Genomic DNA, 13,622 nt, shown 5'->3' on the forward strand with positions numbered 1-13,622 from the left:
CGAGCCGCCATCGAAAGGTACATTCTGTTCTTGGTACCCACCACCGACGTTAGTTCATAGCCACCCGTTATTCATCCTTTCCCGGTTTATTTTTTTCTAAGTCATGCGCTGTTCTCTGCGGCCTGGCGGGCGCTGGTGCCTGGTCCTGTGCGTCCGGCGGGCGTGTCGCAGCAAGCACGACGGCGCCCCTCACCCGGGCCCCCGCATGATGGAGTGCGCGGGCTGCTTCGGCGAGGGTGGAACCTGTGGTGAGGACGTCGTCGACGATGAGGCAGGGCCGTCCTACGGCCTTTGACCGGGCGCCTCGCCTGATGCGCATGGACCCCCGGACGCGCTGGGCGCGGGCTCCCCTCCCCAGGCCTTTTTGCCCCGCCGGCGCCCGCTGCCGGGCCTGACCGGTGTTCCCGCCGGCGAACAGGCGGTACCGCCCCGGCGCCTTGCCCAGGACATCAGCTACGTGGAGGCCAGGATGCTGCCGTGCCGCTTCCCTGAGGAGCAGATGGACGGGACTGAACCCCCGCTTGAGATACCCGCCGGTGCTGGTGGGCACCGGGACCAGCAGCAGTTCCTCGTCGCACGGGGCGGCGGCCCTGAGGGCTCCGGCCAGTGCCTTGCCAAGGCATCTGCCGAGCTGGTACTGGCCGTGCCGTTTGAAGGACAGCAGGGCCTGGGCAAGCTCGTCCCGGTACACGCCGGCGGCAACCACGGGCAGCAGAGGCGTACCGGCGATGTCCATCAAGGCAGGGGCGCCGCCCTCAGCGCGGAACGGCCGGCCGGTCAAGTCACGTACCCTGCCGGCGCAGGACGGGCACAAAGTCCGGTCTTCCGCGCCGCAGCACACACAGTCCACGGGAACCGCCAATGCCAGGAGATCTCCTGCTGCACCCGTGAGCCAATCGACGAGTCGAAGGATGGCAGCATCGTGTTCACCCCGGTGCAGTGCTGCCCACGGCGGGGGCGGCTGCAGGTCCGGGTCCAGACCCCGGGTTCGCGGGGGCGTCCCCAGAGGTTTCCGCGGATGTGTTCCGTGGAGTGCACTGTTCATAGTCCCACTGTGCCCGCCGGGGTCCGGCATTCCAGAGTCACGGCGTCCCTATGTGGAAAAGCCGCGTCAACACGCCCCCTGGGTCATGCACCGCCGCTGGGCGCGCCTGACCTTGGTGTCAGCCGGGGAATGCAGGGTCCACGGGACCCTTGATTTGGGGGGACCAGCCGTTGCCGAGCCGCTGGAAGATCCCTTCCCCGGACTGGACGTAGATGTCATCGGCACCATTGCCGGCGCTGATGGACACCAGGCCCGGCCACGGAGCCAGTTGTTGGGGCTGTCCGGAGGTGAGGGACAGCAGTTCGGGCGTGACATTCGAACCGGGTGCCCCCTTCATGGCGGCGACGGTGGTGCCGTTCACCCAGACGCCCTGGTCCGGATCGCCGTCGGCCACCAGGGTGATGGGTGCGGTCAGTTCGCGGGGCGTGCCGTCGCCGGCACGGATAACGCCGCTCACCTGCACCTTGGTTTTTCCGTTCTGCTCGGAAATGACCAGGGCACGAACGCCGTCGCGTGAGATCCGCAGTTCCTTGACGGCGCGGCCGGCAAGCCACGGGGGCGCCAGGGTTACCGACGGGACCGTTGCTCCTTCCGCCACCCCTGTCGGGCGGAACGCCACGACTTCGGTAGCCCCGGTGGCACCCGGCCCGGCCGTCCACACCCAGTCGTTAACGCTGAAGGATGGCCGGCTGAGGGTGCTTCGCGTGGTCAGGGCGCGGGCAGGCTGCCCCGGAGTGATGCTGTACAAGGTGGTGCGGCCGTCGTTGAGGAAGGCCGCTGTCTGCGAGACCGGCGACTCCGCCGGGTAGCGCGGATTGAGCGCGGATACCGGCTGCATGTCCGGCAAGGGCGAGACCCGGTTGTTTTCGTAGCGCACCAATTCGTTGCCGCTGACGGCGATCTGGCGCGAAGGGACCGTCTTGTCGAGCACCGGTGGCAGGACGGAGCCGTTGTCCTCCACCCGGACCAGGTCCTGGTTGGCGCGCAACTCGACATTGACCACGTCGGGCTGGCTCCGGAACGTCAGAGTCAGCTGCATCTGCATCCGAAGGCGGTCCTCTGCCGACGTTTCGGTCAGTTCCTTGGCCGACAGATCCACCTGTGCGGCGCCGGACACTACGGGCACGGACTCGCGGGCCAGCTTGATCCCTGAGGGGAAGGCGCTGGCGACGGCGCCGCGCAGGTAGGGCGCAGGTCCGGCCAGCAGGGCGCTGGTCATTGCTTTGACGGTCTTGTTCTTCAGGAACCAGCGCACGTCCGGGATGGCGTAGGTAAAGGTGGGGTCGTAGAAGTAGATCGGGTAGGCCCCGTAAATCACCTTGAACGTTTCCTCGGCGATGGCCGTTCCGTCAGGGATTCCGGAGATCCGCCACTCGCCGTCCACCTGGGTCACCGTCACGGGAATGCGTTCCACGGTGCCCGGCGGCGACTGCGTGGCGATGCCGTCTGCGTCCACCGTGTAGGAAACATCAAGCTCATAGTTGAAGACGTTTTCGTCGCCGGTGGGCACAACCCGCGCTTCCCGGTACACCAGTGCCCGTTTATCGGGTTTCCAGGAGACGGCCGAAGCCTGGGTCAAGTACTGGCGGGCCACCGCGTAATCGTCCTCGTAGCCGCTGCCTGCCCGGTAGAAGTAGTCGATAATGGTCTCGGGCGACGCACCCGGCTGTGGTGCTGCCGGAAGGAACACAGGCGCACTGACGTTACCGGCGCTGCTCTCGCTGCTCTTTCCCACCGGCCCGGACGTGGGAATCCGGGCACAGCCTGCCAGGAAAACGATCAGCAGGGCAAGCAGCGCCGCGGGATACTGTGCCCGCCGGTTTGCAGGCCTCATGATGTCTCCTCGGGGGCACGTGGCGGGACGGGCCTGGCCCCACCCGTCTGCAGCACCAGCATGTTCTTGTAGTCCTGTTCCCCCGGGACGCTTCCCGGTGCGCCTGGGTTGGTGACGTCCTTGGGTTCGAGCTGAACGGGTGACTCCGTGATCACCGCGTCCTGGCGCAGGGGAAGTGTCAGGCGGAAGTTGGCACCGTCGCCCTTCCTCCCCCAGGCCTGGAGCCAGCCGTGATGCAGCTTGGTGTCCTCCATGGCGATGGAGAGTCCCAGGCCGCTGCCTCCCGTAGTGCGCGCACGGGCGGGGTCGGCGCGCCAGAACCGGTCGAAGACCCGGGCAGCCTGGGCCGGGTCCATTCCGATGCCATGGTCCCGCACGGCGACAGCCACGGCGGTTTCGTTGGCTGCAACCGACACGGTCACGGGCTTGCCCTCACCGTGCTCCACGGCGTTCAGGATAAGGTTCCGCAGGATCCGGTCGATCCGCCGCGCGTCCATTTCCACCACCAGGGCGCCCTGGGGAGGCGTGAAAATGATCTCTGAGCCGTATTCGGCGGCTACCGGCGCAGCGCCTTCGATGACGTGGGCGATTACCTGGAGCAGGTCCTCTGGTTCGGCGTCGAGCACGGCCACGCCGGCATCGAAGCGGCTGATTTCGAGCAGGTCAGACAGGAGGGACTGGAAGCGCTCCACCTGGTTGTACAGCAGTTCAGCTGATCTCTTGTTGATGGGGTCGAAGTCATCGCGGGCGTCATAGAGGACCTCGGCCGCCATGCGCACGGTGGTGAGGGGCGTCCGCAGTTCGTGGGAGACGTCGGAGACAAAGCGCTGCTGCATCTGGGAGAGGGTGGCCAGCTGGGTGATCTGCTCCTGCAGGCTGGCGGCCATGTGGTTGAAGGATGCTCCGAGCCGGGCAACCTCGTCCTCTCCCTTGACCACCATCCTTTCCTGCAGCTGCCCGGCAGCCAGTTTCTCCGAGACCATCGCCGCGTGGCTGACCGGGCTGACCACGTTGCGGGTGACATACCAGGCCACGGCGCCGATCAGGAGGACCAGGACGGCGCCGCCCGCCCAAAGCACGCTTTGGATTTCGTTGAGCGTCTGCTGCGCGGTGTTGAGGTCGTAGATCAGATAGAGCTCATAGACCGTGCCGTTGAAGGTCACCTTGTTGCCCACGGCGATTCCGGGCCGGTCCTCGGTGCCCACAGGTATCACGGTGGACGCCCAGTACTGGTCCTTGCCCGACTCCTGCACGGCCTTCCGCAGGTCAGGTGGGATGACGCTGACGGTCAGCTGGTCGGAGGCACGTGACTCGACCCAGCGGTTGCGGGGCTTTGTCTGGTTGGGCATGGCCTCAAAGACATAGCGCCTCTGGATCACGGAGCCACGGCCTTCCACGGCGCTGAGTGTGTCCGAGACCAGGGTGATGACGCTGGACTGGTCGGTGACCTGGGCGCCGTCGAACGTGTCCTGCACCTGCTTGACGTTGTACCGGGTCTCCGACTCCGCCTGTGTCAGCCGCTCCTGGAACAGGTTGTTGGCGATCTGGTTGGACAGGTATGCGCCCACCACGGCAAACGAGGTCACGGCCAACAACAGGGTGGTGAGGACGGTCCGGAACTGAAGGGATCGCCGCCAGCGCTTTTGCAGGGCACGGCCGAGGTATTTCAGTCCGGGGAGAAAACGGCTGACGCCGGTCCGGACCAGCCTGGCGACGCGCAGTGCAACGATCAGGCCGCGCCGCTGCCAGATGCGTGCCCGGAAAGCCACGTAGCGGAGGCCGGGAGCGGGAACGGTCTCCGGTCCGGCTCCGTTGTCTCCGGAGCCGTTGCTGACGCTTCCGTCCTGCTTAGCTCCGGCGTCCGCGGGCAGGAGGGGCGTGGTGCCGCGCTGGTCCGGTTCCCCGTCCTGCGCGGCGGGGTCAGACCCCTGCTTTATAGCCGACACCACGCACCGTCAATACAACTTCCGGGGCTTCCGGGTCCTGCTCGATCTTGGACCGCAGTCGCTGGACATGGACGTTGACCAGCCGGGTGTCAGCGGCGTGCCGGTAGCCCCAGACCTGTTCCAGGAGCAGTTCACGCGTGAAGACCTGCCATGGTTTCCGGGCCAGCGCCACCAGGAGGTCGAATTCCAGCGGCGTCAGGGAAATCCGCTCATTGCCCCTGCTGACCGTATGGCCGGCGACGTCGATGGTGATGTCAGCGATCCGGAGGGTTTCGGGGGCCTTCTGGTCACCGGGACGAAGCCGGGCCCGGACGCGGGCCACGAGTTCGGCAGGCTTGAAGGGTTTCGGCACGTAGTCGTCGGCGCCGGATTCCAGGCCGCGGACGACGTCGGAGGTGTCCGATTTGGCGGTCAGCATGACAATGGGAACGTCGGATTCGCCGCGGATCTGGCGGCATACTTCGATGCCGTCCATCCCTGGAAGCATGAGGTCGAGCAGGACAAGGTCCGGCCGTGATGACCGGAAAACGTCGAGGGCCTGGGCGCCGTCGGCGCAGAAGACCGGCTCGAAGCCGTCATTACGGAGGACAATCCCAATCATCTCGGCCAGCGCTTCATCATCATCTACCACCAGAATGCGTGCCTTCATAGCTATATATTCCCTTATCGGGATGCGTTTGTCCTGTTGAACGGCCTCCGGCATGGCGGGGCACTAGGCCGTCCGGCGACGGAACTATAGTCTTGGGCTCATGCGCTGCTCTGCCGCTGCCCGCCTTTTTACGGGCGCCCCGGGGCAGGCGGACTGCTATGGGGGGGAGGAATCAGTGTCAGCACAGGAGCCGGGGCCCGGTGAGCCCTTGCAGGGGCGGCCGGGCAACGGGCAGGACGACGGCGGCCCGGCCGATGGGGGTACGCACGGCCAGGTGCCATCACCGGAGCAGCCGTGGGCTTCGCCGTCAGGAGCGCCTTCCGATTCCTGGCCACAGGGACCCACTTGGCAACAGCAAACTTCCTGGGACCAGGCGGCCTCGTGGGAACGGCGGCCGCCGCAGGCATCACAGTGGCAGCAGATGCCCGGGCAGGGTGGAAACGGGAACCCTGGAGATCCCGGCGCACAATACCCCGGACCCCAATACCCGGGACCCCAGTACCCTGGCAGCCAGTCCCCCGGAGCCCCATACCCCGGTCCATTTACTTTTGCCGGCCCGGCCTTCGGCGGCCAGGCGTACGGCGAACAAGGGTTCCGGGGCCCGGGACAATTTGGGAACCCCCGCTACGCAGCGCCTCCCAAGCCGGGCATCATCCCCTTGCGGCCCCTGATGTTCGGCGAGGTCCTGGACGGCTCGTTCCAGGCAATCAGGCGCAACGCCAAGGCCATGCTCGGCGCCGGCCTCCTGGCCCAGTCCCTGTCGGCGATTCTCGCAGCAGTGTTTGCAGGAATGACAGCAACGTCGGCCGGCTCCATCGAAGCCTGGGCGGCACGGGCCAGCCGCGCCGACATCGCGGCCGCGGGGATGGGTCTGACGGCAGTGGCCGTCGTGGTATCCATCCTCTCCGTCTTTGTTTCTGCTGTCCTCCAAGGCGCCATGGTGGTACCCGTTGCCCGCTCGGTCCTGAACCGTCCCACCGGCTTCCGGCGGATGCTGTCGCTGGTACGCCCAAGGATCGGTGCGCTGCTCAGGCTGGCGGCACTGTTGGTGGCGGCTGCCCTGGCCGCGGTGGTGCTCTTCGTCGCGTTGGTCGTGCTCCTGTTCTCCAGCGTCCGCGGGACAGCCGCCCTGCTGTCCATCCCCCTGATGCTGGGCTTCGGCGCCGGATTCGCCTGGGTGGCGGTCAAGTTCATGGTGGCACCTGCCGCCGTCGTCATCGAAGAACTCGGAGCCCTCGCCGGGCTGAGGCGCTCGTGGGAGCTGACCCGGGCCAACTGGTGGCGGATCCTCGGCATCGCCCTGGTGGTGGGGATCCTGGTGGCCGTCGCTACCCAAGTGGTGCTGATCCCGGCGGGCATGCTGCCCGCCGTCCTGTCAGGCGTTATCTCTCCCCACGGCGGCAGTGGACAACAGGCTTCCCTCGCCGTGGCTACCGGCATCATCAAAGCGGTGCTCGGGGCATTGGTGGGCGCGGTGGGCTACGCCTTCCAGACCTCCGTTATGGCACTGCTCTACATGGACCTCAGGATGCGCCAGGACGGACTGGATATCGCGCTGCTGCGACAGCTCGAAACCGGTTCCGACCCTGATGGCATCCCGGGCCGCGGCCTCCGCCCGGGCGGTACGCTGCCCTACCCTGGATACGGACCCGGCCCGGGGGCATCGCCCTATGGCCGCTGAGCCTCCGCTGCTTCCCGGCGCCGGGGAAGCCCGGCGCTGGGCGGCGGAGGAGCTTGCCAAACCCGAATACCGCGAGAATGCCCCCTCCTGGCTTGCCACCCTCTGGCGTAACTTCCTGGACTGGCTGCAATCCTTGGATGGCCCCAGCGGCGACGCCGCACCTGTGCCCAGCCCGGTCATCGCCCTCGTGATTGCGGTGATCATCGCCGCCGCAGTCATCCTCGCCCGACCCCGGCTGAACGCCCGCCGCCGCCAGGCCCGGGAGGTCTTCGAGCACGAGCCCACCCTCGGCGCCGCCGACTACCGCAGCCGCGCGGAAGCGGCGGCTGCGGCCGGAAAGTGGGGGCACGCCGTCGTCGAACGTTTCCGTGCCATTGTCCGCAGCGCAGAGGACCGCGCCATCCTTGATCCCCAGCCGGGCCGGACGGCGGACGAAGCGGCCAAGGCATTGTCCCTGCACTTCAGCGCCCAGGCTCCGCGCCTGGCAGGCGCAGCGGCCACCTTTGATGCCATCCGCTACGGGAACAAGGCAGCAGGCAGCGCCGGCTACCGGGAAATGGTGGACCTTGATACGGCGCTGGAGGAGGCAAAGCCCGCCCCTGCCGACAGCGCGGTGCTGCTCCCATGACGGCCGGCGGGCGCGCAGTCGCTGAACATCACGGAGCCACCGGGGTTGGACGAGCGCCGGGCCCCGGCAGAACGCTGGCCGCAGCCATCCTGGGCTGGTTGAACCTGCACCGCGGCGCGGCCGCAGCGGCAGTGGTGGTGGCCGCCGCGCTGGCACTGGTCATCGGTACCCAACTTGCTCCCAAGGGCGACACCGTTCCCCTCTCAATCCACAATGCCGGACCGGAAGGAGCCAGGGCACTGGCCGAAATCCTGGGCCGGCATGGGGTTTCCGTCCAGGCGCCGGAACGCTTCGACGCGGCATTGGATGACCTTCGCTCCAGTGACTCCCCCACCCTCCTCCTCTACGACCGGAACGGCATCCTGGCTGAACCGCAGTTGGCAAGCCTGCTGGCAGCGGCCGAACGCGTTGTGGTGGTCTCCCCCAGGATGGAGACCCTCGCAGCACTTGACGGCGGCATCCGCCAGGCGGGCGTGGTTCCCGATGCGCATCCCGTCCTGGAAGCCGGATGCGCCCTGCCGGATGCGGAAGCCGCCGGCCAAGTCAGCGGAGAAGGAGCGTTCGTGTACGACGGCGGCACCACCTGCTTCCGGGCGGCAGGGACCGCCGGGATGCTTGCCGTCAGCAACGGCGGTCGTTTGGCGGTGCTGGGCAGCACGACGATCCTCAGCAACGGCGGGCTGGACGAACTGGGCAACGCAGCCCTCGCAACCAGGATGCTGGGAACCTCGAAGGACCTCGTTTGGTACCTCCCCTCGCTTCAGGACGTCACGGTCAATGGGCCCGGGAAAACCCTTGACGACCTCGCCCCCGCCTGGGCCCGCTTCCTGGGGCCCTGGCTGTTGGTGGTGGCGCTGGCGGCAGTCGTGTGGCGCGGCCGCCGTCACGGGCCGCTGGTTTTCGAGCCGTTGCCGGTGGTGGTCAAGGCGGTGGAAACCGCGGAAGGACGCGCCCGGCTCTACCAGGACTCCCGGGCCATCAGCCAGGCAAGGGACAATCTGCGGGCCGGCCTGCTGGTGCGGCTCGCCGGCAAACTCCGGCTCGGCACCGGCGCCAGCTCGGAGGACACCATTACCGCGGCCGCCCGGTTGCTGGGCAGGGACCCCAGGGAGGTCCGGGTGATTATCAACGAACATCCCACGTCAGAAGCAGCGTTGGTGGCCTGGTCCCAGGCCATCGACAAACTGGAGAAAGAGGTCATGACCCGATGAGTGAACAAGGCAGGGGCCCGGGGGTCCTGAATTCGGTAGACCCCAAGGGCCCTCTCGACGACGGCGCGCGGCAGGCGCTCCTTGCTGTCCGGCGGGAAGTGGCCAAGGCAGTGGTGGGACAGGACGCCACCGTCACCGGCCTCCTGATTGCCCTGCTCTCGCAGGGGCACGTCCTGCTCGAGGGAGTGCCCGGCGTAGCCAAGACCCTGCTGGTCCGCGCACTGTCCGCGGCGTTGAGCCTGGAAACCAAACGGGTGCAGTTCACGCCCGACCTCATGCCGGGCGACGTCACCGGTTCGCTGGTGTACGACTCGCGCACCTCCGAATTCAGCTTCCGGGAGGGGCCTGTCTTCACCAACCTGCTGTTGGCCGATGAGATCAACCGGACCCCGCCAAAGACGCAGGCATCGCTCCTCGAGGCCATGGAGGAGCGCCAGGTGTCCGTTGATGGCGTGTCCCGGCGGCTGCCCGCGCCCTTCCTGGTGGCAGCCACCCAGAATCCGGTGGAGTATGAGGGGACCTATCCCCTGCCCGAAGCGCAGCTGGACCGCTTCCTGCTCAAGCTCACCATGCCGCTGCCGGCACGCGGGGAAGAAATAGAAGTCATCCGCCGCCACGCCGCCGGGTTCGATCCCCGCGACCTGTCGGCAGCGGGTGTCCGGGCAGTGGCCGGGTCGCAGGACCTGGAACGGGCACGTGATGCTGTGACCCGTGTGGCAGTGGAACCGGAAATCATCGGCTACATTGTTGACCTGGTGCGCGCCACCCGGGCGGCCCCTTCCTTCCAGCTCGGCGTCTCGCCCCGCGGCGCCACCGCCCTGCTCAACACGTCACGGGCCTGGGCGTGGCTCTCCGACCGTCCATTCGTGACCCCCGACGACGTCAAGGCGCTGGCGCTGCCCTGCCTGCGGCACCGGGTGGCGTTGCAGCCCGAAGCGCAAATGGATGGAGTCCGGGTGGACGACGTCCTGGGCAGCATCCTCGCCTCCGTCCCCGTTCCGCGCTGATGGCCATCTCGGGGCGCTTCGTGGCCCTGGTGCTGCTGGGCCTGGTGCCCGTGCTGCTGTTCCCGGGATGGCTGACCATGCTGGCCACGGCCGCCCTGCTCACTGCGCTGCTGGTCGCCGAGCTGGTGTTCGCCGCGTCCCTTCGACAGGTCGGTGTGGTGCGGGCGGAGCCCGAGAACGTAACGCTCAACAATGCGGCGGATGCCGTGCTGACCATCCGCAACGGCGGACGCAGGATGCTGCGGGGGTCTTTCCGTGACGGCTGGCAGCCCTCTGCCGGCGCACAGGATCCCGTTCAGGACATCACCGTCCCCGCCGGCGAAGGCAGGCGGTTTACGGTGCGGCTCCGGCCCACCCGCCGCGGCGACCTCAAAACACCGCACGTGACCCTTCGCTCCTTCGGCCCGCTGGGCCTGGCGGCCCGCCAGCGGACCATCCCGTGCCAAGGCTCGGTGCGGGTGCTTCCGCCGTTCCGGTCGCGGCGGCATTTGCCCTCGAAACTGCGGAAGCTGCGTGAACTCGACGGGAAGGCGGCAGTGCAGATCCGCGGTGCCGGCACAGAGTTCGACTCGCTGCGGGACTATGTCCGCGGCGACGACGTCCGCTCCATCGACTGGCGCGCCACAGCCCGTCGTTCCGCCGTGGTGGTCCGGACCTGGCGCCCTGAACGGGACCGGCGGGTGGTGATGGTCCTTGATACGTCCCGAACGTCCGCTGCAAGGATCGGCGACGAAACGCGCCTTGACACCGGGATCGAGGCCGCACTTCTCCTGGGTGTCCTGGCCGAGCGCGGCGGCGACCGGGTGGACTTCCTGGCCTTCGACCGAAGGACCAGGGCGCGGGCCCGCTCCGCCGGCCAGGGCAACATCCTGGGCCGGCTGGTCCAGGCCATGGCGCCCCTTGACGCCGAACTGATCGAGATGGACTGGCCCGCGGTCCCGGGGCAGGTCCGCGCCGTATCCGCCCACCGGTCCCTCGTAGTGCTGTTGACATCGCTGGACAGCGGCGCACCGGAGGAAGGGCTGCTTCCGGTTGCCGAGCGGCTTGCTACCGGGCACGTGGTGGTGGTGGCCGCCGTCCGTGACCCCCAGCTGGGTGCAATGCTGCGGGAACGCAATGATGCCACCGGGGTGTACCGTGCCGCCGCAGCCGAACGCGCCCTCCTGCAGCGCGCAGCGGTTACCGCCGAGCTGCGCCGCTATGGAGTGGAAGTGGTGGACGCCGAGCCACGTGAGCTGCCTCCACGGCTGGCGGACATGTACATCCGACTCAAGGCTGCCGGTAGATTGTGAATCCGGAGGCAAGCAGCGCCGCCCGCAGGCAACAGGAGGCCCATTCCAATGAACGTCCCGATCTACCAGCAGGCCCTGGGCAGTGCGTACTCCCGGCTGCAGCCCGGGCTCCAGGAGTACTTCTCGCTGGTGCCGGGCTCCGGACAGTACGGCGTGGGGGAAGGCACGTTCGACGTCGTGGGGTGCCGCCAGCGGTGGCTGCGCCCGCTGCTGAGGCTCGCCGGAGGCGAGGAGGCTTTCTTCCCTGAGTATGGCGAAAACATCCCGTTCCGGATCGAGAACCACGCGCACCAGGATCCTTTCGGCCGTTCCAGCCTGACCGCCCGGCGGGAAATCCGGTTTCCCGGGCGTACCCGGCTCTTCCAGGACACCACCAGCGTCACGGCGCGGAAGGGGGCGCCGCAGTTGGTTGACTACGTCGGCAGGTACCGGCGTCTGGTGACAGACCTCAATCTGGGCGTGACGGCGGAGGGACGGCTCCGCGGAGTATCGGAGGCGTCCCGGCTCTTCCTGGGCCCCCTTCGGATACCGCTGCCGGCCGCACTGGACGCCAAGGCCTACGCCGAACAGTGGTGGGATCCGGCTGAGGGCAGCAACGGCCGGCACCGTATTCAGGTGAAGGTCATCCAGCCGCAGATTGGCCTGGTGCTGGTCTACGCCGGAGCCTTCGATTACCGATTGCGCCCATACACCGGCGGCAGTTCCGCCCAGAGCTACCTGCCCCGCTACGCCCAGCCGGAGCGCTGGGAGAACAGGGTGTGACGCCTAGCCCAGCGCCAGCTGGTTCAGGCCGTCCGCCACCTGCGTGAGCCTGCCCAGGACGGCGGTGGCCTGCGCCGGCGTGCGCCCGGCGAGTCCGCCTGAGGGCGTCAGCCGGATGGCGCCGAGCAGCGACGCCGGCAGGCCCAGCTGGTGCCAGGGGCGCCACACGGTTTCCACGCAGTCAGCCACCTTCGGCAACGGAGTTCCGGACGAAACGTCCAGGGCGCCGGCCCAGAACTGCTTTCCTGCCTCGACGGCCCCTGCCAGCTGCTCCCATTGCCGGTTCGTCAGTGCCTTCAGCGGCAGCGCAACGCCGTCGGCGCCGGCGGCCAGTGCCAGCTCGATCGGGGCCTCGATCTCGGGGAAAGTGAGCACAACCTCGGCGGCACCGGCTGCGCGCAGGGCCTCGAGGACCAACCGCCACGACTCGCGGGCTTCCGAAGTGGCCACGGCGCGAAGAGTGCGGTATCCGCTGGCGGTGGGAATGGTTCCGGCCAACACGGCTGCAACGTCAGGCTCGTCCACCTGCACCACGAGGCGGGTGCCCGGAACGGCGGCCGCCACCCGGCGGAGATAGCCACCCACGCCGGCGGCGAGCGAGGCGGCCAGGTCCCGGCGCGCGCCGTGGTCCAGCAGGGCCCGTTCACCATTGTGCAGGTGCATCCCGGCGGCCAGGCTGAGCGGGCCCACCAACTGCACTTTCAGGTCCGTGGCGGAGACATCTTCGGCACCCGCCACGTCGGCGAGAACATTCAGGTCGGTGGACAACGCCGACGCTGCACGGCGCATGTCCTTGCCTGGCCGGTCGACGAGCCGCCATCCGTAGGGCTGGACGTCTACCGCCAGTTCCTCGAGGAGCACAGCGGTACGTCCAAGAGCATCGGAGCCGACGCCCCGGTCCGGCAGTTCGGCGAGGAACGGCAGGTGCGGACTGCCAAGTTCACCGCGGATGATGCGGGCGGCCTCCAGCGGGTCTTCACCCGGCCAAGGACCCAGCCCGGTTGCGGTGACCTCCTGGGCTGAGGCTGCCGTGGAAGGGCCTGCTTCGGCGGCAGACGAAGCGGCCGGATCCGTCCCTGGACCCCGGTGGTACTGTTCCCGGCTCACGCCAGCGCGGAGGTCTGCGGCTGCTGCCCCGAGGATGCCTGGTGGTCCTCCGCGATGGCCTCGTGGTGGCGGATCACCTCGCCGATGATGAAGTTGAGGAACTTCTCAGCGAAGGCGGGGTCGAGATGGGCGTCCTCGGCGAGCCGGCGCAGCCGCGCGATCTGGGCTGCCTCACGGCCGGGGTCGCCGGCGGGAAGGCGGTGCGTTGCCTTCAGGAAACCCACTTTCTGCGTGGCCTTGAAACGTTCGGCAAGGAGGTACACCAGGGTGGCATCGATGTTGTCAATGCTGGAGCGGATGGACAGCAGTTCAGCCATCACCGAATCGTCCACGTGGCCTGCCAGGGAGCTGGCGGAGGGGTCGAAATCGTCGGAGCCAGGAGAGCTGGGGTTGTGCTGCGTCATGGCTCCAGTCTATGGGAGCCGGAGGAATGACCGCGGGTGTGAAGCGCCGGTGCCGG

At 68.0% G+C, this 13,622-nt stretch carries 12 protein-coding genes; 6 read left to right on the forward strand and 6 right to left on the reverse strand.

Going from position 1 to position 13,622, the window contains the following annotated elements:
• Positions 1-67: 67 nt before the first annotated feature.
• The 4 genes from ACTJK0_RS02750 to mtrA form a co-directional block, all read right to left on the reverse strand.
• Positions 68-1,045: a ComF family protein gene (locus ACTJK0_RS02750; protein WP_440744139.1), complete on the reverse strand. Its 978-nt coding sequence runs from the start codon at positions 1,043-1,045 to the stop codon at positions 68-70.
• A 118-nt stretch (positions 1,046-1,163) separates the two neighbouring features.
• Positions 1,164-2,879, reverse strand: a complete 1,716-nt coding sequence (locus ACTJK0_RS02755) for an LpqB family beta-propeller domain-containing protein (protein WP_110541130.1) — start codon at positions 2,877-2,879, stop codon at positions 1,164-1,166.
• Positions 2,876-4,648, reverse strand: coding sequence for an MtrAB system histidine kinase MtrB (gene mtrB, locus ACTJK0_RS02760; protein ID WP_440744148.1), 1,773 nt, complete (start codon positions 4,646-4,648; stop codon positions 2,876-2,878). The genes ACTJK0_RS02755 and mtrB overlap by 4 nt, the downstream gene beginning before the upstream one ends.
• Before the next feature lie 151 nt (positions 4,649-4,799).
• Positions 4,800-5,474, reverse strand: coding sequence for an MtrAB system response regulator MtrA (gene mtrA, locus ACTJK0_RS02765; RefSeq protein WP_018768515.1), 675 nt, complete (start codon positions 5,472-5,474; stop codon positions 4,800-4,802).
• A 658-nt stretch (positions 5,475-6,132) separates the two neighbouring features.
• Here mtrA and ACTJK0_RS02770 point away from each other — a divergent pair.
• The 6 genes from ACTJK0_RS02770 to ACTJK0_RS02795 are packed head-to-tail and all read left to right on the forward strand — an operon-like array spanning position 6,133 to position 12,055.
• A complete protein-coding gene (locus tag ACTJK0_RS02770) occupies positions 6,133-7,155 on the forward strand; it encodes a DUF7847 domain-containing protein (RefSeq protein WP_440744140.1) in 1,023 nt (340 codons plus the stop codon).
• The gene (locus ACTJK0_RS02775; RefSeq protein ID WP_440744141.1) at positions 7,145-7,783 is read left to right on the forward strand and encodes a DUF4129 domain-containing protein; all 639 of its coding nucleotides are present in this window, start codon (positions 7,145-7,147) and stop codon (positions 7,781-7,783) included. Before ACTJK0_RS02770 ends, ACTJK0_RS02775 begins: the two co-directional genes overlap by 11 nt.
• Positions 7,780-8,994 (forward strand): DUF4350 domain-containing protein, encoded by a 1,215-nt coding sequence (locus tag ACTJK0_RS02780; RefSeq protein ID WP_440744142.1) that lies wholly within the window; start codon positions 7,780-7,782, stop codon positions 8,992-8,994. Before ACTJK0_RS02775 ends, ACTJK0_RS02780 begins: the two co-directional genes overlap by 4 nt.
• On the forward strand, positions 8,991-10,001 hold the full coding sequence (locus tag ACTJK0_RS02785) for an AAA family ATPase (RefSeq protein WP_440744143.1): 1,011 nt from the start codon (positions 8,991-8,993) through the stop codon (positions 9,999-10,001). Before ACTJK0_RS02780 ends, ACTJK0_RS02785 begins: the two co-directional genes overlap by 4 nt.
• Complete coding sequence (locus ACTJK0_RS02790; RefSeq protein ID WP_440744144.1) at positions 10,001-11,293, forward strand: DUF58 domain-containing protein; 1,293 nt, start codon at positions 10,001-10,003, stop codon at positions 11,291-11,293. The genes ACTJK0_RS02785 and ACTJK0_RS02790 overlap by 1 nt, the downstream gene beginning before the upstream one ends.
• A gap of 48 nt (positions 11,294-11,341) precedes the next feature.
• Positions 11,342-12,055 (forward strand): DUF4166 domain-containing protein, encoded by a 714-nt coding sequence (locus ACTJK0_RS02795; RefSeq protein WP_440744145.1) that lies wholly within the window; start codon positions 11,342-11,344, stop codon positions 12,053-12,055.
• Positions 12,056-12,058: 3 nt separating this feature from the next.
• Here ACTJK0_RS02795 and ACTJK0_RS02800 read toward each other — a convergent pair whose 3' ends face one another.
• Entirely contained in the window at positions 12,059-13,051 is a 993-nt protein-coding gene (locus tag ACTJK0_RS02800) for a hypothetical protein (protein WP_440744149.1), read from the reverse strand.
• Positions 13,052-13,158: 107 nt separating this feature from the next.
• A complete protein-coding gene (locus ACTJK0_RS02805; RefSeq protein WP_043450675.1) occupies positions 13,159-13,566 on the reverse strand; it encodes a chorismate mutase in 408 nt (135 codons plus the stop codon).
• Between the last annotated feature and the right edge of the window lie 56 nt (positions 13,567-13,622).

Origin of the sequence: Paenarthrobacter sp. 22069, assembly GCF_052046035.1 — a bacterium.
Taxonomy (GTDB): domain Bacteria; phylum Actinomycetota; class Actinomycetes; order Actinomycetales; family Micrococcaceae; genus Arthrobacter.